The sequence below is a fragment of the Rhodococcus baikonurensis genome (assembly GCF_040489275.1).
Lineage (GTDB): Bacteria > Actinomycetota > Actinomycetes > Mycobacteriales > Mycobacteriaceae > Rhodococcus_F > Rhodococcus_F baikonurensis.
Genome location: NZ_JBEUOQ010000025.1, coordinates 29753 through 49970, shown reverse-complemented (window position 1 = coordinate 49970; position 20218 = coordinate 29753). Strand labels below are relative to the sequence as shown.

The 20218-nt window shown below is 60.7% G+C and carries 21 protein-coding genes; 8 read left to right on the top strand and 13 right to left on the bottom strand.

Annotated features, from left to right (window positions below):
- The 6 genes from ABWI03_RS31515 to ABWI03_RS31490 form a co-directional block, all read right to left on the bottom strand.
- A partial coding sequence (locus ABWI03_RS31515) for a TMEM164-related integral membrane acyltransferase (RefSeq protein WP_353799036.1) occupies positions 1–495 on the bottom strand: 495 nt, incomplete at its 3' end.
- An 89-nt stretch (positions 496–584) separates the two neighbouring features.
- Positions 585–1004: a QcrA and Rieske domain-containing protein gene (locus ABWI03_RS31510; protein ID WP_011331647.1), complete on the bottom strand. Its 420-nt coding sequence runs from the start codon at positions 1002–1004 to the stop codon at positions 585–587.
- Positions 1001–2263 carry a ZIP family metal transporter gene (locus ABWI03_RS31505; protein WP_011331646.1) on the bottom strand — a complete coding sequence of 421 codons (1263 nt, stop codon included), beginning with the start codon at positions 2261–2263 and terminating at the stop codon, positions 1001–1003. The genes ABWI03_RS31510 and ABWI03_RS31505 overlap by 4 nt, the downstream gene beginning before the upstream one ends.
- Complete coding sequence (locus tag ABWI03_RS31500) at positions 2260–3327, bottom strand: multicopper oxidase domain-containing protein (RefSeq protein WP_432431462.1); 1068 nt, start codon at positions 3325–3327, stop codon at positions 2260–2262. The genes ABWI03_RS31505 and ABWI03_RS31500 overlap by 4 nt, the downstream gene beginning before the upstream one ends.
- Before the next feature lie 238 nt (positions 3328–3565).
- Positions 3566–4093, bottom strand: coding sequence for a signal peptidase II (gene lspA / locus ABWI03_RS31495; RefSeq protein ID WP_011331644.1), 528 nt, complete (start codon positions 4091–4093; stop codon positions 3566–3568).
- On the bottom strand, positions 4090–5010 hold the full coding sequence (locus tag ABWI03_RS31490; RefSeq protein ID WP_003944635.1) for a cation diffusion facilitator family transporter: 921 nt from the start codon (positions 5008–5010) through the stop codon (positions 4090–4092). The genes lspA and ABWI03_RS31490 overlap by 4 nt, the downstream gene beginning before the upstream one ends.
- A 179-nt stretch (positions 5011–5189) precedes the next feature.
- Here ABWI03_RS31490 and ABWI03_RS31485 point away from each other — a divergent pair, with 179 nt between their 5' ends.
- The 6 genes from ABWI03_RS31485 (at position 5190) to ABWI03_RS31460 (ending at position 11940) form a co-directional block, all read left to right on the top strand.
- The gene (locus tag ABWI03_RS31485; RefSeq protein ID WP_011331643.1) at positions 5190–7118 is read left to right on the top strand and encodes a bifunctional copper resistance protein CopD/cytochrome c oxidase assembly protein; all 1929 of its coding nucleotides are present in this window, start codon (positions 5190–5192) and stop codon (positions 7116–7118) included.
- A gap of 243 nt (positions 7119–7361) precedes the next feature.
- On the top strand, positions 7362–8159 hold the full coding sequence (locus ABWI03_RS31480; RefSeq protein WP_011331642.1) for a M23 family metallopeptidase: 798 nt from the start codon (positions 7362–7364) through the stop codon (positions 8157–8159).
- Between the two features lie 32 nt (positions 8160–8191).
- Positions 8192–8551 (top strand): BlaI/MecI/CopY family transcriptional regulator, encoded by a 360-nt coding sequence (locus ABWI03_RS31475; protein WP_003944627.1) that lies wholly within the window; start codon positions 8192–8194, stop codon positions 8549–8551.
- Positions 8552–9502, top strand: a complete 951-nt coding sequence (locus tag ABWI03_RS31470) for a M56 family metallopeptidase (protein ID WP_003944663.1) — start codon at positions 8552–8554, stop codon at positions 9500–9502.
- Positions 9503–9619: 117 nt separating this feature from the next.
- Entirely contained in the window at positions 9620–11371 is a 1752-nt protein-coding gene (ctaD, locus tag ABWI03_RS31465) for an aa3-type cytochrome oxidase subunit I (RefSeq protein ID WP_011331640.1), read from the top strand.
- 29 nt (positions 11372–11400) lie between these two features.
- Positions 11401–11940 carry a hypothetical protein gene (locus tag ABWI03_RS31460; protein WP_229757320.1) on the top strand — a complete coding sequence of 180 codons (540 nt, stop codon included), beginning with the start codon at positions 11401–11403 and terminating at the stop codon, positions 11938–11940.
- Between the two features lie 122 nt (positions 11941–12062).
- Here ABWI03_RS31460 and ABWI03_RS31455 read toward each other — a convergent pair whose 3' ends face one another.
- The 3 genes from ABWI03_RS31455 to ABWI03_RS31445 all read right to left on the bottom strand — a co-directional run bounded on the left by ABWI03_RS31455 (position 12063) and on the right by ABWI03_RS31445 (position 13706).
- Positions 12063–12254 (bottom strand): antitoxin, encoded by a 192-nt coding sequence (locus tag ABWI03_RS31455; protein WP_003944616.1) that lies wholly within the window; start codon positions 12252–12254, stop codon positions 12063–12065.
- Between the two features lie 142 nt (positions 12255–12396).
- On the bottom strand, positions 12397–13053 hold the full coding sequence (locus ABWI03_RS31450; RefSeq protein ID WP_003944651.1) for a vitamin K epoxide reductase family protein: 657 nt from the start codon (positions 13051–13053) through the stop codon (positions 12397–12399).
- Complete coding sequence (locus ABWI03_RS31445; RefSeq protein ID WP_003944626.1) at positions 13050–13706, bottom strand: DsbA family protein; 657 nt, start codon at positions 13704–13706, stop codon at positions 13050–13052. Before ABWI03_RS31445 ends, ABWI03_RS31450 begins: the two co-directional genes overlap by 4 nt.
- 183 nt (positions 13707–13889) lie before the next feature.
- Here ABWI03_RS31445 and ABWI03_RS31440 point away from each other — a divergent pair, with 183 nt between their 5' ends.
- Entirely contained in the window at positions 13890–14432 is a 543-nt protein-coding gene (locus ABWI03_RS31440; RefSeq protein ID WP_229757319.1) for a copper resistance CopC family protein, read from the top strand.
- Between the two features lie 44 nt (positions 14433–14476).
- Positions 14477–15412: a cytochrome c oxidase assembly protein gene (locus tag ABWI03_RS31435; RefSeq protein WP_037131609.1), complete on the top strand. Its 936-nt coding sequence runs from the start codon at positions 14477–14479 to the stop codon at positions 15410–15412.
- Between the two features lie 50 nt (positions 15413–15462).
- Here ABWI03_RS31435 and ABWI03_RS31430 read toward each other — a convergent pair whose 3' ends face one another.
- From ABWI03_RS31430 to resB, 4 genes are all read right to left on the bottom strand, one after another.
- On the bottom strand, positions 15463–16206 hold the full coding sequence (locus ABWI03_RS31430; protein WP_003944664.1) for a DUF305 domain-containing protein: 744 nt from the start codon (positions 16204–16206) through the stop codon (positions 15463–15465).
- Positions 16199–16993, bottom strand: a complete 795-nt coding sequence (locus tag ABWI03_RS31425) for a thioredoxin-like domain-containing protein (RefSeq protein ID WP_041814189.1) — start codon at positions 16991–16993, stop codon at positions 16199–16201. The genes ABWI03_RS31430 and ABWI03_RS31425 overlap by 8 nt, the downstream gene beginning before the upstream one ends.
- 61 nt (positions 16994–17054) lie before the next feature.
- Positions 17055–18563, bottom strand: coding sequence for an apolipoprotein N-acyltransferase (gene lnt, locus ABWI03_RS31420; RefSeq protein ID WP_435054172.1), 1509 nt, complete (start codon positions 18561–18563; stop codon positions 17055–17057).
- Positions 18564–18652: 89 nt separating this feature from the next.
- Positions 18653–20179, bottom strand: a complete 1527-nt coding sequence (resB, locus tag ABWI03_RS31415; protein ID WP_229757318.1) for a cytochrome c biogenesis protein ResB — start codon at positions 20177–20179, stop codon at positions 18653–18655.
- Positions 20180–20218 lie beyond the last annotated feature (39 nt).

Here is a 20218-nt window from a genome sequence, read left to right as displayed (position 1 = left end):
GGAAAAACAACTGGCCGCCACCGGGGAGAACCCGTGGCCACCAGCGGGGAGAACTACTGGCCGCCTACGGGGAGAACTTCGTGGCCATTGACAGTGAATCGCCCAGAAGGCAAGAAACTCGTAACCGGGGAAGTCGGGCCCGGCCAGAGCCGGTGAAATCAACGCCTGCGTACTCAATACAAGCCCCCAGTAGTAGGTGAGGGCGAACGGCCAATGTCGGTGCGACCACAATGCGTAGATCGCGGACACTGTCGCGAGATCGGTGAGTTGTAAGGGTACGGATCCTCCTAGCGTGGGTGAGGACAGCGAGTAGAGCACCGCCGAGCCGTATATCACCGCCAGTATTCCGCCGAGGGCGCGGCTGAGGTGGCGAGCTTGCGCTTCGGTCTGTCTACGTCCCGCCCAGATCAGAAACACCGAACCCGCGACAAACAGAGCGATGGCTGCCCAATGCGATGGGCCGTACGCCGAGAACTCGGGTTGTGCAGAATACACATCTCTCACTTCCTCAGCGCCGCCGAACGCACTGTTCCATAACAACCTTCGCAGATAGCTGTCCCAGTTCGGAAGTGCCGTTCTCCGGCTTAGTTGACGATGATCGTGTCCGCGGTGCGAGAAAGGGCGTAGCTGTGCAGTGGCTTCTGAGCAGGTCGTTGCACGACCGAGCCATCGACGATGGAGTATCGGCTGCCATGACATGGGCAGTTGATCGTTCCATCGCTGACCTCGGAGACTACGCATCCCTGGTGGGTACATACCGCAGAGAAGGCTTGGAACACGCCTTCCTGCGGCTGGGTGATCACGACTTGCTCGTCCGCCAGAATGACTCCGCCGCCGACAGGAACCGCTGATATCGGAACCTCGGCACTGCCCAGGGTTACGCCGGGTGCATTGCTGTTGTTCTGGGTGCTACATCCGGCAACGGCGAGACAAGTTGTCGCGCAGGCTGTGAGGAGGACCGTTCTGCGCCCGACCTTGATGTCGGATGGATCGATCGTGCTCATGCGGGGACCACCAAACCAGTGAGAAACATCAGGAGTATTCCGACACCGACGCCGACGAGAACCATCGGATCCAGATCCGAGCGGCCTTGTGTGCGCAAGGACGGTGCAATTTGGATGACGACCTGGATGATTGCGCCGACCCCGACTCCGAGCAGCAACGCAGATACTTCACGGTTGTCGACGCCCGCCCCGATAACAGCACCGAGAATTGCCGGCGCACCCGCGATCAATCCCAACCCCAACAAGGTCAACAGGGGGGTACGTCGCCGAGCCAACGGTGCGATGATCGCGAGTCCCTCTGTTGTGTTGTGCAGGGTGAATCCGATAACGAGGAACGCGCCGAGCGCAAGCTCACCTACCGCATACGCGGATCCGATCGCGAGGCCTTCTCCGAGATTGTGCAATCCGATGCCGATGGAAATCATCAGTGCCAGTCTGAGTTCGGATGCACCTGTCGTACCGGCTGGGCGTCTTCCGCGTAGGTAGCGGTCGATGCACGTGAGCGTCAGGAAGGCGATCGCCGCGCCGAGAACGACGAGAGTGCCGCCGCCGAAGGCTCCGCTCGAGGCTGCTGCCAGCTTGAACCCCTCGCTCGTGCCGTCGAAGATCAAAAAGGCGAGCAGACCGACCGTGACGGCCAGCACGAATCTGACTGCCCTGACGCCGGCGCCCCGCATCACAGGTAGCAAGAGCATCCCGAGCAGGACCGGGATGACTCCGACGTATGTGCCCAATAGAGCCATCAAGCCGAAGAACGCCACTCCCGGGACGGGAGTTGCTACGGCAGCGGGAATTTCGTGTTCGATGACCAACCCTGTGGAGGTGAGCATCGAGACGAGGTACGGCTGTCCGGTGATCCACGGGTAGTCGAGGGTGATCGTCTGGGACTCGAGTCTGCCGATGGGATCTGCAGCGCCTACCAAATCGACGAATGTGTCGTTCACGGCAACTTGCGCGACGGTCACCGCGTCGGGGCCGGTGTTGCGTAGCGTCAACGTGATTCGGCCTGGTTCGAGGGCCGTTCGTTCGACGGAGATGTTCTCGATCGGTGGGCCGGTGCGTTCGGGGAGGCTTTGTCCGGCGAGCATTGCCAGCGCAGTCAGGGCGATGACGATGATCGCGAGTACTGCGGCGCCTCGGAGCCAAAGGCCGGTGCGAGATGCGCCTGTTTGATCGGACTCTGTATGCGCGGAACCCGCAGTGTCAAAGGAATTCTCATGAGTGCTCGTAGGAGAGGGAGGATCTGGGGTGCCGGTCATTCGGTCACCTCGAAGAATCCCATCCAGCCCAGATCGGCGAATTCGGTCTTGTGGGCGTGGAACATGTACTTGCCCAGGTAGGGAAAGCGCAGTTCGCATATTCCGCGCTGACCTTGGGCCTGGATGATCGTGTCCGTGAATTCGCTGGACTCGAGCCGAGTCCCGGTCGGGTAGTAGTCGAAGAAGTTCCCGTGCACGTGGAAGCTGTTGATCGGATCGTATTCGAGGACGTTGACCAGGTAGATGCGAACCAGCTCGCCTCGTTTCACCTGTACCGGTTCGTGCATGTGATGGAACGGGATGCCGTTGACCGCGTAGAGCTGGTTTCCTTGCCCGTCGAATGTGGTGTTGTAGCCGTGCATCACCATCACCATTTCGTCAGCCGCCGGGCGCCCCTGAGCTGGATCGACGATGAATGTGCCGTACATGCCGCGGGCAATGTGCTCTGCAAGTGGATTGACGTGGCAGTGATAGAGATGCAATCCGAAAGGGGTTGCATCGAATTCGTAAGTGAATGATTCGCCCGGCTCGATGATGCCCCGACCTACCCCGGGAATTCCGTCCATGTCAGCGGGATGGATTCCGTGAAAGTGCATCGTGTGAGGGTGCGCGGAACCGTTGACGAACCGCACCCGGAGCCGGTCTCCCTCACTGCATCTCAAGGCGGGACCTGGAATGCGGGAGTTGAAGGTCCACGCGGGAAAATAGACTCCGGGTGCTACCTCGATCTCCTCGTCGGCTGCGAAGATCTCCCACTCGCGTAGCGTTCGACCGTCAGGCAATTCGGAAGTCGTCCCGTAGTCGAAGTCACGCAGCATTGCCGTGGGATGAAACCCGTTGGCAGTGTGGTTCACCTGCTGACCGGCCCGAAAGGTCGCACCGCTCGTGCCGCCGTGACGGACTCCGCCGTCTCCGTCAGGTGCGGCGGTACCCGGGTTGGTGTTTCCGGGATGCTCGGTAGGCGATGCGCCCGCAACTCTTCCTGCGTTCATCATGAGTCCGGCTGATCCGGCGAGCGCCCCACCGATCAACAATTGTCGCCGCGACGGTGCGCTCATGGCCACCCGACCGAAGCATCGACATTCCTGGCAGTCAAAAGAGTCACACCTCAAAGTTTGTCATGCCGAACTTTATTTTCATAGCCCCCAAACTATCCGAACGCATTCGACCGAAAACAGGCGGACCGCGGAAATTTTCGACGAGTGGGGCGTCGTGGTTTCGCCACCTCGAACCGCAGAAGTTCGCAGAGATGGACTGCTTCCCTGTCGACAGCGCTCCGGCTCCCTCCTCGCTCGAATCAGGTCACACGGATTGCGGACGCTGAATCTCACGTTCGGACCCGCGCGCGGATTCGAACAGCAGCGACACGGCGACCAGGATGAATCCACAGGTGAGGTAGGTATCGGCAAGATTGAAGGTGGGCCACCAGCCGGTGTGGAAGTAGTCGGTGACCTTCCCGTCGAGGGCTCGGTCGACCACGTTGGAGGCAGCTCCGGCGACAATCAGAGCGAAACCGATCACGGCCACCCCGCGACTTTGCGGGACACTCCGCCAGGCGTATACGGCGATTCCCATGGTGGCGAGGCCGGTAAAGGCGATGATGACGGCACTCGGCAGCTGATTGCCCAGGCTGAAGGCGACACCACTGTTGTAAGCCAGCCTCAAACTGACGACGCCCAGATCCATCTCGTTGGCCCCGGACAGGTGCTTCCGCGCAACGGGCTCAATCGTCAGGGCGACGACGACCGAAACGAGCACCGTCGTAGCGAAGAGAATTCGTTTCTTGCGATGGGGGGATTTGTCGTTCGTGGTCACCTCGTTGGTACTCACCACGGAAGCTCCTGGCAACGCCCGTCACCCGCGGCGGGTTCTACCTGCAGGGTCGCGTGTACGAGATTGAACTGGGTGGCCAATAGATCCTGGGCAGCAGCGAGAACCTTGGTCGGATCGGACTCCTCGTCGATCGTCAAATGCGCCGACGCAACTTCCATGCCCGATGTGAGCGTCCAGATGTGAAGGTCGTGAGCGTCCTTGACTCCGGGGATCCCCTGCAAGGCTTGCGTCACCTCGGTGATGCTCACGCCGGCGGGGGCGTGCTGGAGCAGGATCCGCAGGGCATGGCGGCCGAGATTGTATGCACGCGGTAGGACGAACAAGCCGATCGCAACACCGATCACCGGATCCGCATACCGCCATCCGAAGATCAGTGTGACCAATCCGCTGATCAGGACTCCAACGGACCCGAGCATGTCAGCCATGACCTCGAGATAGGCGCCCCGGACGTTGATGCTTTCCTTCGCCCCGCTGCGAAGCAGCAAGAATGCCGCGATGTTCATCACGAGGCCGACGACAGCGACGATGCTCACCGGGAGTCCAGGGACCTCAGGCGGATCGGAAAGTCGACCGAGAGCTTCGTAGAGAACCCATCCGGCGACACCGAACAGGAGTAGAGCATTGAACAAGGCAGCGAACACCTCCGCCCGGTACATACCGAACGTGCGATCCGGGCGCGATCGCGCTCTTTGCGCAAGCAAGATAGCGGTCAATGCCATGAGGATGCCGAACACATCGGTGAAGACGTGTGCGGAGTCGGAGAGCAGGGCGAGTGATGACGTGGACAACCCCACGATGACTTGCGTGACGAACGTGACCAGACCGAGCCCGACGGCTATCCATAATTTGCGGACATGTTTACCCGATGCACTCGCAGCTTGTTCCGCAACGCCGTGCCCATGGCCGTGACCCATCTCGATATGCCCTTCTCGCCGATGACTGGAGCGTCGTATTCTCATATGCGCATATTTGCCAACGAGAGAGTTTCAGTAAACCCTGGCTGAAGCACCCATGCAACTATCCGTCATAGTATTTTGGTCCGGAGCACCGATCGCGCGGGCGAGATCCACAATGCTGAGAGGTCCACCCGCAAATGATCGAAACCGAACCGTCCGGCGCCGATACCCTCGTCGTCGGACGACCCATACGGAAAGTATTGGGATGGGGTGTCATAGCTGCAATCACTGCGGCGGCATTGGCGCGCGCATCAACTTCCGAGGCGCTGCGATTGCTCGGACTTCCAGATCCGGGGCCCTTGACGATTTACGGACTCCCGGCGGTGATGGCGTTCGGCGAGGTTGCCGCCGTGATGACCGTAGGCAGTCTACTTTTGGCTGCCGTTCTCGTTCCGCCTCAAGCCTCAGGTGTACTCGATGTCGACGGATATCTGGCGCTACGAACCGCAAGCGTCGCCGCCGCTATCTGGGCGGTATGCGCGGCGCTGCTCGTTCCACTCACCCTCTCGGACAGTTCAGGCCAACCTCTCTCCGTCGTGTTCGCCGATCCAGGGCTGTTCGCTCGCGCGATCTCGGACATCGATGTCACAACTGCATGGGCATGGACCGCAGGACTCACACTCGTACTCGCGATTGCGTGTCGTCTGACCCTGCGATATTCGTGGACACCGTTACTTCTCGCATTCGCTTTGTTCAGCCTGCTCCCCAGGGCATTGTCGGGTCACTCCTCCTCGGGCGGATCCCACGACATCGCCACGAACAGTTTGGTTCTGCATATCCTTGCGGCGTCGATCTGGATGGGAGGAATAGCGGCTCTCGTGCTGCATGCCCGCAGAAAGGGGAGCTATCTCGACTTCGCCGCGCGCCGCTTCTCGGCCGTGGCACTCATGGCGTTCGTCGTCATAGCGATCAGCGGTGTGGTCAACGCTGCCGTGCGGGTGCCGCTCACCGCGGTGTGGAGTAGCACCTACGGTGTCTTGATTCTTGCCAAAGTCGCCGCCTTGGTCCTCACCGGACTGGCAGGTTGGCGCCAACGGACAATCGCGATCGCCGAACTGACGAAGGACCCTAGCGACGGTCGCACCTTCATTCGTCTGGCAGGGGTGGAGTCGGTGGTTCTCGCAGTAACCGTCGGTATCGCCGTCGCCCTGGGCCGCACGCCGCCCCCGGCGCCCACGGAACGACAGGATCCGAGCAGAGTCGAGGAGGTACTCGGGTATGCGCTCGATGGCGTACCGACTGCGGGCCGCTTGCTCGTCGACTGGCGATTCGATCTCATTTTCGGAACTCTCGCCGTGGTGTTGGCTGCGTGCTACGTCGTCGGCGTTTTTCGCCTCCGACAGCAGGGCGTGCAGTGGTCGACGTTCCGATCGGTCAGCTGGGCTCTGGGGTGCCTGGTGTTGCTTGTCGCAACATCGTCGGGAGTGGGTAGATATGCACCCGCAGTGATGAGTATGCATATGGCCGCAACGTCCGCCGTGGCGGTCCTTGCTCCACTCTGTCTGGTCCTGGGCGCCCCGTTCACGCTGTTTAGGCTCTCCGTTCGACGATCGTCCGGAGATGCGCCCGGCCTCAGGGAATGGGCGCAGAGCGTGTACAGAGGCTCCTGGTTCCGATTCATGTCCCAGCCCTATGTGATTGCTGTGATTTTCGCCGGAGCCCTGCCTCTCCTTTACCTGGGGGGGATGTACAGCTCTGTCGCCGGCTCGCACGTCCCCCATCTGGTGATCAACGGAACCCTGCTGATCTGCGGTTTCATGTTCTTCTGGGTCATGGTCGGCGTCGATCCCTTGCCGAGGCGGGCGAGCCTCGCGGTCAGGATGGCCCTGCTCCTGGTGGCGTTCTTGGCCTACGGGGGCCTCGCAGCAGCACTGATCACCACTGACACGGTGATTGCTGATCAGTACTTCGCGTCGTTGCAGCGCGGCTGGCTCGACGACCTCTCGCGAGATCAACGGTTCGGTGCCGGACTGATAATCGCGATCGGAGCAATGCCCCTGGCAATCGCGACAGGGTTCCTCACCGCGTGCTGCTCGCCGAGATGCCACCGCGCGGCACATGAGTAGGAGAAGGTGCATTCGCAGGGGACGTTTCGTCGAGATTCTGAACTTTGTCAACGCTCGCCCAAAAACTATGCGAAATAGTAGTACGCTGTCTGGGACCGTCACCATTCTGTGACCTTCCGCGACGCAAGGAATGCGATCTTGGCCCGACACCGCAAGCCCGACACCGACGATCTCGACTGCCCACTTCGGGAAAGTTATCTTTTCGGCACGCCACACAGCGATCGAGACCTGCCAGTCGACACGATGTATATCTCCACCGCATCTGCAGTCGACCGTGAATCCGTCGCTGGAAGCGTTCAGGCGCGACGCGGCGGTGCTCATCGCCGACAGTCCCGCAGTCGTCCTGGTGGACGGGCTTTGGTTCTCTCTGTCGCCACCGGCGCTTTGCTTGCCGCCGGCACATCCGCCTCACATGCATCGGCAGGGAGCGTCAGTGCTCCCGTCGAGCTCGACCAACAACCGCTGGCACCTCTCGACCAGGCACTGGCATCGGCTCCGGAAATTCTCCAGGTTCCCAAACTGGCCGACCTGGGGAGGCTGGCCGAACAGTTGGCTCGAGGCACCGAACGCGACACCGATCGCGCGTCGAGAGAGGCAACCGATCGCGCGTCGAGAGAGGCAGCTGCACGCCAACCGCTGACGATGGCTCCTGTCAGCGGAACATTGACGTCGAACTACGGGCCGCGTTGGGGGTCGACTCATTACGGGTTGGACATTGCCAATGAGATTGGTACACCTATCGTGTCCGTGACCGACGGTACGGTACTCGAGTCCGGACCTGCGTCGGGTTTCGGACTGTGGGTCCGTATCCTGCAGGATGACGGGACAATCGGGGTCTTCGGACACATCAACGAGACTCTGGTAACCGCGGGTCAAAAGGTGCGTGCCGGAGAATTGATTGCGACGGTAGGAAACAGAGGACAATCAACAGGGCCACATCTGCATTACGAGGTGTGGCAGGCAGACGGCCAGAAGGTCGATCCCATGGCATGGTTGGACGCGCGCGGGGTACAGATTCAGCCTCCGGCCATCAGTGACTGACGCAATCGACGATTTTCGAAGGGGGAAGGAAGATGAAGAGGCTCGGCGGGCTCGAATCCGAAGTGATGGATCTCCTGTGGGATGCAGAAGAGCCGCAGTCTGTGCGGGATCTGGTCGACCGCTTCGAGGGCGGCGCCCCGAAGGCATACACCACGATCTTGACCGTCGTGACGCACCTTCACGAAAAAGGTTGGGTGCAGAGGGAAAAACGAAGCCGCGCGTACATCTATTCGCCATCGCGTAGCCGCGATGAAGCGACCTCACTGGCCATGCGCGAATTACTCGACAACAGCAACGACTCTGTTTCAGCGCTTCTGCACTTCGCGCAAAACGTCTCGGATGACGAATACGAGGCACTGCGGCGAGCGCTGGATCACGGCAAGGTTCGGTAGATGACTCTCGCCGCAGTCCTCTTTCTCGGGGCCGTGCTCATCGGAGCGTTCATGCCCAAGGTGTTGCGGCGTTTCGAATCGACCACTCTGGCTCCTGCAGCGATTCTCGCGGCATGGATCGGCAGTATCGTGGGTCTGGGATTCCTTGCCGTATCGGCAGTAGTGATCCTTCTGTGGCCGAGCCATGCACCAGCGGAAGGGCTCTCCGAGGCCCTCGTGCGATGCTTCACTGCCTTCCAGCACGCGATGGCTCCCTGGATCGGGGAAGCGCTCGCTGTCGGCGGAGTTGCGGTTACCGCGCTCATCGCCGCTCGGAGCTTGTTCTTGGCTCATCGACAACATAAGGGCCGAGCGAAGGTCCGCGACTACCACCGTGATGTCGTATCGATCATCGCCCGCGCAGATCCGGCATCGGATGACGTTCTCTGGCTTGATCATCCGATGCCGATGGCCTACAGCGTCGCTGGACGGCCGGGATTCGTCGTAGCGACCAAAGGTCTCTCCGATTGCTTGACTGCATCCGAGCGTGAAGCGGTGATCGCGCACGAGCGGGCACACTTGCGAGGGCAGCATCACCGGATCATCAATGTGTGCGAAGTCTTCGCGAAGGCGCTGCCGGTGATCCCGCTGTTCAAAGCGGCTCCCGCTGCGGTGCGGCGGCTGGTCGAGCTCGCTGCCGACGATCGAGCTGCACAAGCCACCAGCCCCGATGCCGTCCGGTCGGCATTGCGCGTGGTGGCGACGTCGCCGCTACCTCAGCCGGTGTGGACTCTCGGGCTCGGTGACGACGAGATCGCGGTGCGTTTGGTCAGGCTGCAGGCCGATTCCCGGATTCGCGCCACCAAACTGGTCTGTATCTCTGCTGCGATGCTCCCGATGATCGTTCCCGTCATCGCCGCGTTGACCACCATGGTCGTCTTCTCCGCGTCCGCTCATGCCCTCGTGACCTAAGGCGGCACCGGAGGAACACTCGATCGGTACCTCGAACCCAAAAACTATGCAACGTAGTATTTGGGTTATGCTTCTGTCGCACACTCTATTTGCGTCTCGACAGGAAGCGGGCTGACCATGACCGCAATTGCATCACCCCCCATCGCCGCCCGGCCGTACCCCGCGCGACGGGCGCCGAAGGGATCGGTGCTGCGGAACCTTGTGACGACGACCGATCACAAGACGCTCGGCTTGATGTATTTGGTGACTTCGTTCGCGTTCTTCCTCATCGGCGGGCTCATGGCGCTGATCATGCGCAGCGAACTGGCGATTCCGGGCATGCAATTCCTGTCGAACGAGCAGTACAACCAGTTGTTCACCATGCACGGCACGATCATGCTGCTGCTGTACGCGACGCCGGTGGTGTTCGGATTCGCCAATTTCGTTCTCCCCCTGCAGATCGGTGCGCCGGATGTCGCCTTCCCGCGACTGAACGCGTTCAGCTACTGGCTCTACCTTTTCGGTGCGCTCATCGCTACGGGCGGCTTCGTCACTCCCGGCGGTGCCGCAGATTTCGGCTGGACGGCCTACACACCTCTGAGTTCGGCAGTCAGCTCACCTGGGGTCGGTGCGGATCTGTGGATTGTGGGGCTTCTCGTCTCCGGTCTCGGCACCATTCTCGGCGCGGTCAACATGATCACCACCATTGTCTGCTTACGCGCTCCGGGGATGACGATGTTCCGCATGCCGATCTTCACGTGGAACATCTTCATCACCTCGGTCTTGATTCTGTTGGCCTTCCCGCTGTTGACCGCGGCACTCTTCGCACTGCTTTACGACCGTCGCCTCGGTGGCAACATCTTCGACCCCGCGAATGGCGGAGTCCTGCTGTGGCAGCACCTGTTCTGGTTCTTCGGTCATCCCGAGGTCTACATCATCGCGCTGCCGTTCTTCGGTATCGTCTCGGAGATATTTCCGGTCTTCAGCCGCAAACCGATCTTCGGCTACAGCGGCCTGGTCTACGCGACGCTCGGTATCGCGGCGCTGTCGATCGCAGTGTGGGCGCATCACATGTACGCGACGGGCGCGGTCCTGCTGCCGTACTTCTCGTTCATGACGTTCCTGATCGCCGTGCCGACGGGTGTGAAGATCTTCAACTGGATCGGAACGATGTGGAAGGGGCACTTGACGTTCGAGTCACCGATGCTGTTCTCTCTCGGATTCTTGATCACCTTCCTCTTCGGTGGCCTGTCCGGTGTGCTGCTGGCGAGCCCTCCGCTGGATTTTCAGGTCACGGATACTTACTTCGTTGTCGCCCATTTCCACTATGTGGTTTTCGGTACGGTCGTGTTCGCGACGTACGCCGGTATCTATTTCTGGTTCCCGAAGATGACCGGTCGCATGATGGACGAACGCCTGGGCAAGTGGCACTTCTGGACCACGTTCGTCGGCTTTCACATGACGTTCCTCGTCCAGCACTGGCTCGGTGCCGAAGGTATGCCCCGTCGTTACGCCGACTACCTACCCGCGGATGGATTCACCACCCTCAATACAGTCTCGACCATCGGATCCTTCATTCTCGGAGCCTCCACTCTCCCGTTCATCTGGAACGTCTTCAAGAGCTACAGATTCGGCGAAGTGGTCACCGTCGACGATCCGTGGGGCTACGGAAACTCGCTGGAGTGGGCGACCACTTGCCCGCCGCCGCGGCACAACTTCACGGAGTTGCCGCGCATTCGTAGCGAGCGTCCGGCCTTCGAGTTGCACTACCCGCACATGGTGGCTCGGATGCGGGCAGAAGCACACGTCGGGGTCGGTCATCGGCCGGAGACGACCTCAGAATCGGAGAAGGTACTTACCGGCATGCCCGACGATGACGAGAAGAAGTAGTTCGGCGACGAAGTCCGATGGGAAAGCCAATGTCAACACGAACAATGCCAGTGGTCATCGTCCCGGCAACAGATGCCGCTGCCGCCCTACTGACGGACTGGTTGATCCGAGACGTACTGCCCACCGCTCTCGACGGCGGAGTGGCGAACCATGCCGCTGACCACTTGCGGACCTTGCCGCCGATATCTCGTCGCCACGTCCGACACCCCCGCAAACTTCGGGTCCACACCCGCCGGGTCGGCGAAGCAATCGCGACAATCGAGAACCATCTCCACACCGTCGCGGTTTCCGTCGACGCAGAACGGACCTTCACGCCTTCGATCACGGTCCTTCCCGACCCCGTGCTGAACGCCGCAGCCAGTATCAGTGGTGCCGTGATGGATATCGGGAGTTCCGCGGCGGCATTGGCCAATCGTGCACTCCTTCTGGCTCCGACGACAATCGAGTCGCCGGAAGCGGCGCTCACGACCCAATCGAGGGTAACCGAATCCTATTACGCACTCCTTGCGCGGCTGTGGCACAGCGATTTTCACGCGAGCATCGTCATCCCTCCACCGACCGAACCCTGAGCGCTCCTCGCTTCGGTGTGCTTTTACGAGGGGGGGCACACCGAAGCGAGATTATTCGACACTCATCCTCAGTCGTACGCCTTGGATTCGACGACAATCAGGCGGCACGACAAAGGGGGTGACTACTTCTTCGGAGGGATCGCTCTCTTCGCGGCAAAGGCGGCCCTCTGAATCTGGCTGGTCAGTTTTCCACCGGTTTTGGTTTCGGCCGCAGCGGCGGTTTTGTCGATTGCATTTTCGATCTTGTCCGCGTTCTTCGAGGCGGCCTCCATGCCTTTGTCGACCAGCGCTTTCGCTGCACCCGTGAGTTTCATGTTCGTCTCCTTCTCCTGGCCTCAATTGCCGATGTGCCCGTGGATTGCCGAGCTAAAAACTAAGATCCATAGTAGTTGCGTTGAGCGTGGCTGATCGTGCACCTGCCGAGTTCGGCGGCGGTGGCCCTTTTGCGTCAGACCCTCAGATCAACGTCGACCAATAAGTCCAGAATGCGCTGAGAATCATGCTCGCGACGGACAAGATCCAGATGGTAGGCACGAGAGTGTGATTCTGGGCGCCGACCGTCACGATTCTCGTCACGGGTCGAGAGGAGGCTGAGGCGCTGCGGGTGCAAAGGTGCAAAGAGGCATACCAGAGTGCTGTGATCGTCACCACCCACACGACCATGCAGTACGGGCACAGCGCCTGGATTCTGTACAAGCTTTGGAATATCAGCCAGTGGACCAGTACCGCGCCGGCGAACAATCCGATGACGAGAGACCGCCAATACCATTGAGGAAGTCCGCTTTTCGCGGAAAGCGTTACGATTCCCGTGGTCAGCAAGACGGTGAATGCCACCACGCCGAGGATCGAGTTCGGAAAACCGAAGACCGACGCCTGGGGAGAACTCATCACCGATCCGCAGCTGAGGACGGGGTTGATGCTGCAGGACGGACGATACGAGGGATCGGAGAGAAGTCGAAACTTCTCGATCGTCAGTATCAGAGACGCGATCAATCCGAGCACGCCAGCACCTGAGAGGATCCAACCGATCGCGTAGGAAGAACACGCTGCAGGGAAGGAACCAGCAGTGCGAGCCCCCCTGGTATCGGTCCGGGTGCCACCCGTTGACGTCATCGGGCCAGCGCTGCGTCGATGCGCCCGGTGAGCTCCTCGTATGTGGGCATGGCTGGCAACTGGACGCCGTCGAGGAAAAGTGTCGGCGTGCCCTGCACCCCCAAGTCGATCCCTTCGTTGAAGTCTCGTTCAACCCGCTCGGCAACAGTGGGATCCTTCAGATCCGCTTCGAAGGTAGCCATGTCGAGCCCCAGATCCTGTGCGAACGTACGAAAGAGGGGTTCTTGAGATTCGGACGATTCACCCCACTCGGTCTGTGTGTCGTACATGCGCTGATACATCTCGACGAACTTCCCTTGCCGAGAAGCTGCCTCGACCACTCGCGCTGCGAGTCCGCTGTTCGTGTGGCTGGGGATAGGGAAGTACCGCACGCCAAAGGTAATGCGGTCCGCGTACTCGGTACGTATCCGTTCCATCGTGGGATACATAGCCAGGCATGCCTCGCACTCGAAGTCGAGGAATTCGACCAGAACGACATCGTTGTCGGGGGCAGTGGAAAGCAGATGGGTGTCGGCTCGGAGCACCGTCGCGTCCGAAGCGCCGGCGCTGGTGGTCCCTGTCCCGCTGCGGTTACCGAGCAACAGTGCACCGAGGACGACAGCGAAGACAGCTACCAGGGCTATCGAAAATTTCGCGTTGGTGGTCAACTTCATGGATCCGCCTACCGGGTCGATGTTCGTTCGTGCGCGCAGCCTTCCGGCGACCACACACCCTGACTACTATGCAACATAGTAGTCGGAGGTAGTCTCTCAGCGAGATGCCGGTGTGCATCGATCGCCGGACTCCGCACCGTGATGGTGTGAGCCGAGTAGGAGGAACAGATTTTGAGGCGTGCAATGGTTGTGCTGCTGGTGGCTGCAGGGTGTGCGCTCATCGGCGCAGGCACCGCGCAAGCCCACAGTGCGCTGGTCGGATCGACTCCATCCGCGGATGCAGCTCTCGATGCTGCACCTGTTTCCGTGGAATTGGTGTTCAACCAAGAGATTCAGACGAGTTTTGCGAACGTGACCGTCAGTACGGCCGACGGAACGCAGGTCGGGGCCGGGGATCCGTCAGTGCAGGGAGAGCGCGTCTCTCTCTCCACGACCCCGCAGATGCCTTCGGGCACCTACACCGTGGGGTATCGCGTGATTTCCGAGGACGGCCATCCGATCACAGGGTCCTATACCTTCACGTTGAACGTGGCACCGAACGCGGCGGCACCGTCTCCTGCAGGTGCTCTTCCCTCTGTCACAGTCGCCCCGTCGGCAGCCACCGGTGAAACCGGCGCCGCCGACGGATCCCCACTGCTGCTGCCGATTCTCGGTGGCGCCGTGGCGTTGCTGTTCGTGGTCGGAATGGTGATCGTCCTGCGCGGAGAGAAGCGCTCGAAGCGCTGAACCTGCAGCACAGTCGAGCGAGGACGGAAAGGCCAGGTCAGGTGATGGACTGGATACGACTTCCCGAGGCCGCACCCTCGTTCGGTGAGATGGTCGGCTGGGCTCCGCAGCCATTGCCGATGCTGCCGGTCATCGGAATCTTGATGGCGGCGTGGTACTGCTGGGGCGTCCATCGGGTGAAAGCGTCCGGAAGAGCATGGCCGTGGACGAGGACGGCCAGTTTCGTCTTCGGCTGCGTGCTACTGATTCTCGTCACGGGCCTGGCGGTCGAGGGGTACGGATACGAACTTTTCAGTATCTGGATGTTCCAGCATCTGACCCTCTCCATGGCCATTCCGCCACTTCTGGTTCTGGGCAGTCCTGGACTTCTTTTGCTGCGCTCCACGCCTCATTCAGGTTGGGGAATTCCGATTCTCACAGTTTCCCTGACGGCGCTTCGAAGCCGGACCGCGAAGATCCTGCTGCACCCCGGCGTCACAATTCCACTGTTCCTGTTCAGCTACTACGGCATTTACCTCTCGCCGGTCTTCGACCTGGTAGCGCGGTCCTGGATCGGTCACACAGGTCTCGAGCTCTTCTTCCTGGCCACCGGAGTACTGTTCATCGTCCCGGTGCTCTCCTCGGGGCCGTTGCCCGTCAAACAAAGCAACCTGGGTCGATGTTTCGACCTGTTCGTCGAAATGCCTCTCCACGTTTTCATCGGCGTGATCCTGATGATGGCAACTTCGCCACTCCTGAGTACCTTCACCAATCCGCCAGCCTCCTGGAATGTGGACCTGATGGCGGATCAACAAATGGCCGGCGCACTGGCTTGGTCCTACGGAGAACCGATCGCCTTGATCATCATGGTGGTTTTCGCGATGCGGTGGAAACGCGACGAATCCTTCACCAACGCCGCAGTCGACAAGAAGGTCGCACGCGAAGGCGATGTCGACCTCGATGCCTACAACGAGTTCCTGAGAACTCTTCCGCGCCGGTAAAGGTTTTCGACACGCCACGGTTCCGAGTGGTCCGCGGACGCCTATGGGGTTCAGTTCATCGGGATTGGTTGAGCATCCCTGTCCGCGAGGAGATTTTGCAGAGCTGTCGATTCCGCCTGCTGCGTGACAGCGATTTGTCGCGCGAGATTCGTCACGGCCGGGAGAGCGGCATTGTCGGCGGCGTACTGGGCCATGGGGATACCGCCCTGATGGTGGCGCAACAACAACTGTAGGTAGCGAATCTCGAAGGCAGGGCCGGTTAACGCACGTAGTTCGGCGAGCTCGGCAGAAGTTGCCATACCTGGCATCGATACAGCAGTCGCTTCGGCATCACTTTGCGCGGTGCTCATCCCTGGCATCGAATGATCCATCGATACCGAAGGCATCGGCATCCACTCCATGTACCCACCTGAACTACGGGCGGGGCGGTCCCACAGCGTCAGCCACCCCTGCATCATTCCTATCTGGCTTTGCTGAGTGGTGACGACGTCGAAGGCGAGAGTTCGAATGGCCGGGTCGGTGGCGTTGACCAGGGCAAGAGAGGACATCTCGACTGCTTGCCCGTGATGAACGGACATGTCCTGCGCGAAGCCGATATCCACGGACTCGGCGGATGACGTCCCGGATGAGGTGTCGGCGATCTTCCCTTGTACCCACAGTCCAATGACGATGCCGAGCAGCAAGGCGATGACGATACCGACGACCAACACCGCAGGCGGCGTGTGTCGGCGATCTGCGGGAGAGGCAGCCACTGGCTGGCGTTCGATCTGGTCCGTATCGCGTTGTTCAGCCATTGCCGCGATCTCCGGCTGTGGGCATCGGGGCGGGCGAAGCGGGGGCGACGCCGGCGGCTGGCGGATCCGCCGCGGGGATGGCGTCGGGACCCGGAGGGGATGGATCGAACGGGAAGGGTTCCTTCGGGTCGAATCCGCCCGGAACCGTCGCACAACTGGCACCGGGTTCCGGATGGGTGTTCGGATTCTGTCGGAGTGCGGTGATGAATTGCGCGATACGGGGGTCGTCGGCGCTCTCGACCTTGAGTTGGTGCCCCCATGACTGAAGAGAGATGGGTGCGCCGATGCCGGGGAAGGGGGACATCAGCGAATACGGTTCCCCGTCGACCCGGGAGGCGAGAGTGTCGATGTCGGACGAGTTCAACGCTTCGGGGTCGTACGACACCCAGATCGCGCCGTGTTCGAGGGAGTGCACCACGTTCTCGGTGCGTATCGGCTCCGGATAGACGACTCCGGTACACGTTGCCCAGTACTGATCGTGAGCACCTCCCGATGGCGGATTTTGATCGTATGCAACGCGCTGCGGCGCTTGAATATGACTGCCGGCTGCGTATTCGATCTCGCTCACGCCGTCGATCGACGTCGACGGGTCGGGATTGTCGGCACTCGGAGCGTACTTTTGGGCCTCGTTCTTATCGATTGCGCGAGGCACCACGTTGTACGCGATGACCGAGACCAAACCGACGATGACCAGGACTGCCAGCGATATCGCCCACGGAAATCCTCGGCCACCAGGCACCACGCCGCCTCGCGGCCGTGTGGGGGACTTTTTGCGGCTCTGGGTCATTGGTGAACTCGTTTCGCTTGTGCACTGGCACCGACACTGAATTACTATCATGCATAGTAATTCATGTTCTCGTTCTTTCACCCCGCCGAACCCGGTACATGCCTCTGAAGAGTGCCGAAGTGGCGAGAGAAAGCACGATCGCAGACAACGCGAGTTCCGGAATCGAACCCACACGTGTTGCCAACGTGAGATCGGAGCGAACGGCGATCTCGTCGGTCAATGCTTGTGCTGTGAAGATCTCGCTCTGTTGACGCACCACACCCGTTGGCGTGATGATTGCGCTGACACCGCTGGTTGCTGCGATCAGCACACTGCGGCCGTGTTCGACCGCCCGCACCCGCGACATGGCCAGCTGCTGAAAGGTCATCTCGGTCCGGCCGAAGGTCGCGTTGTTGGTGGGAACCGCGATGACGGTGGCTCCTGCCTTGACGGACTCGGTCACCAGATCGTCGAAGGCCACCTCGTAGCAGGTGGCAACAGCTATGTGGACGCCGTTGAGGTCGACGACGCCGTTCCCGTTCCCGGCAATGAAATTGCCTGCTGCATCGGCATACGACGACACTGCACGAACGATCGATCGGAGCGGCAGGTACTCCCCGAAGGGCACAAGCTGCCGTTTGATGTGTTGCTGCCCAGGGCCGTCCGTCGGATCCCAGACCATGGCACTGTTGATCGATGTTCCTGGCTCGCCCTGCAGGACCGTACCGACCAGGATCGGGGCGCCGATAGAACGGGCTGCTCGGTCCAGTCGATCCGCCGCATCCCGATTCGTCAAAGGATCTATATCCGAAGCGTTTTCGGGCCAGATGACAAGTCGTGGCCGGGCTGCTCGGCCCGCTGTGACCTCAGCTGCGAGTTGTTCGGTGCGGGCAACATGATTGTCGAGCACCGCTCGGCGTTGGGCGTTGAAATCCAGGCCCAGGCGCGGCACATTACCTTGAACGACGGTCGCCGTGACGACTTCGTCCGGGGTTACTTCAGGAGAACTCACCACGAAGGCACTCACGAACACGAGGACGATGGCCGTTCCACCCTTCATCAATGCCTGCCATCGAACACGGGAGGTTCCGGCCAGGGACCAGGCAAGGAGAGTTCCGGTCAGCGCGGTCACAAAGGACAACCCTGGTGCCCCGGCTATCGCCGTCAACGGTAGCAACGGACTGTCTGCTTGCCCGAAAGCTAAACGCCCCCAAGGGAAACCGCCGAACGGAACTCGACTACGAAGCGCTTCTGTGGTTACCCATGCGCCCGCAATCCACACCGGGTAGAGCGGAGCGCGACCGACCGCCACTGCCAGGACGCCGAACACTCCGAATGCGACCGCTTCTATCGACGCCAACGCCAACCACGGGATCGGACCCACGTACGCCCCGACCCACGGAAGCAAGGGCATGAAGAAGCCCAGCCCCGCCGCATAGCCGAATCCGAAACCTGCCCGGAGACTTCGCCCCCGGAGAACAACCGTCAGCAGGGCGATGGCGACAGGTGCGAGAAACCACAGCGTGCGCGGCGGGAAGCTGAGAAACAGCAGCCATCCAGCGCCCACCGAAAACGCGAAACGCAGAGCAATTCCGCCGCTGCGCCGCGCGGGCCGGACATCTTTGGGGCCTGAATCAGTGTGACCGTCGCTGACAAGTGCACATTCGAGGGAAGGGACCTTCACATGCTCACTCTCATCGGCGGAGAACTTCGCTGATCTGCCACCAACTTCTCGCGAAGGTCGTCGAATTCGCCGCCCCACCCGGCATGATCGGTCCTCGCCAATCCGCCGAGTTCGAGATCAACCTGCTCTGGTCCCGCCCCCGGGCGTAGACGGACCCACATCCGTCGCCTCCTGATCACGAGCGAGATCAGAAGTCCGAGCATCATCGTGACCGCAAAAACGAGAACCCACTGTTGCACAGGGTCGTACGACACCTGCAAATTGGCGAATTCCTTTGCGCCGTCGAACCGAACCTGTGTTCCATCGGTGAGAGTCCGCGTCTCTCCAGGGCGGAGGTTCACACGATCTTGTTTGACCAGCCTTCCTTGGTTGATCATTTCCTTGTTCAACGAGAAGATCGATTGCGGGATGCCGGTGTCCAGACCCGTATCGCCCTTGTAGATGTCGATCGCGACCGCAGGGTCACGCGCATCGGGAAACGACGAAGTCAGAAGCGTCCCGCTGAAGGAAGCGGTCGGCGCGAAGAGTCCCTCGATGGCGATCTGATTCTTCCGGCGCTCGTCCGGATTCGGAAACGATCCACCTGGCGGATCGAACCGCAACGCCCCACTGCTCAGGAACGTGACCGCATCGTCCGGTTGAAACTGCATCGTCTCGGTACGGGACTGTCCGTCGGGAAAAGTGACGGTGAACTGCGGCGCGTACCCATGGCCGGTCAGATAAACACGGGCACCGTCGGTACGCAGCGGTTCGTTGACCCGAAGACGATAGTCTTTCCAGGTATTGGTCGCGATATCCTGCCCGCTCTGATACGAAATGTTGGAGGTGAACATTTCGGCCTGACCAGTATCGAGATAATCTGCGGAAAAGTCGTTGACCTTGATGCAAAAGGGCGCGAGACCCGTGCCGTCAGTAGCACTTCCCGCGCGGAACGAGTCGTACACGGCAGGTGACGTATTACAGAAACCGGGGCCGCCGTCGGCAATGACGATCACCGAACCCTCGTACCCCACCAACTTGCCGATCGCGACGGTGACGAGCAACCCGATCAGCGAGAAGTGGAACACCAGATTCCCGGCCTCACGCAGATACCCCTTTTCCGCGGAAACCGATACCTCGGAATCCTTTTCGGACCTGACGGCTACCCGCCAGCCCTTGAGCGACTGCCGCACTCTGGTGAGGGCCTCGTCATGCGAGATGTCAACTACGCCGTGGAAATGGTGCGGCAACCTGGACAGATTCCGAGGTGCTCGTACAGGTTGGCTCCGAAGCGCGCCGAGATGCGCCTGCAGGCGTGGAACAAGACAGCCGATGAGAGAGAGAAACAGCAGGACGTAGATCGCAGTGAACCAGAAGCTGGAAAAGACGTCGAACAACTCCAGCTTGTCGAATAGCGGGCCGAGGGTTGGCTGCGCCGCGATGTACTGGGAAACTTTCTGTACGTTGAGATTTCGCTGAGGCAACATAGCACCGGGAAGTGCTGCGAGTGCCAAGAGGAACAGGAGCACGAGCGCGGTGCTCATCGACGTCAACCGGCGCCAATTGTGGCGCAGTAGTCGAAC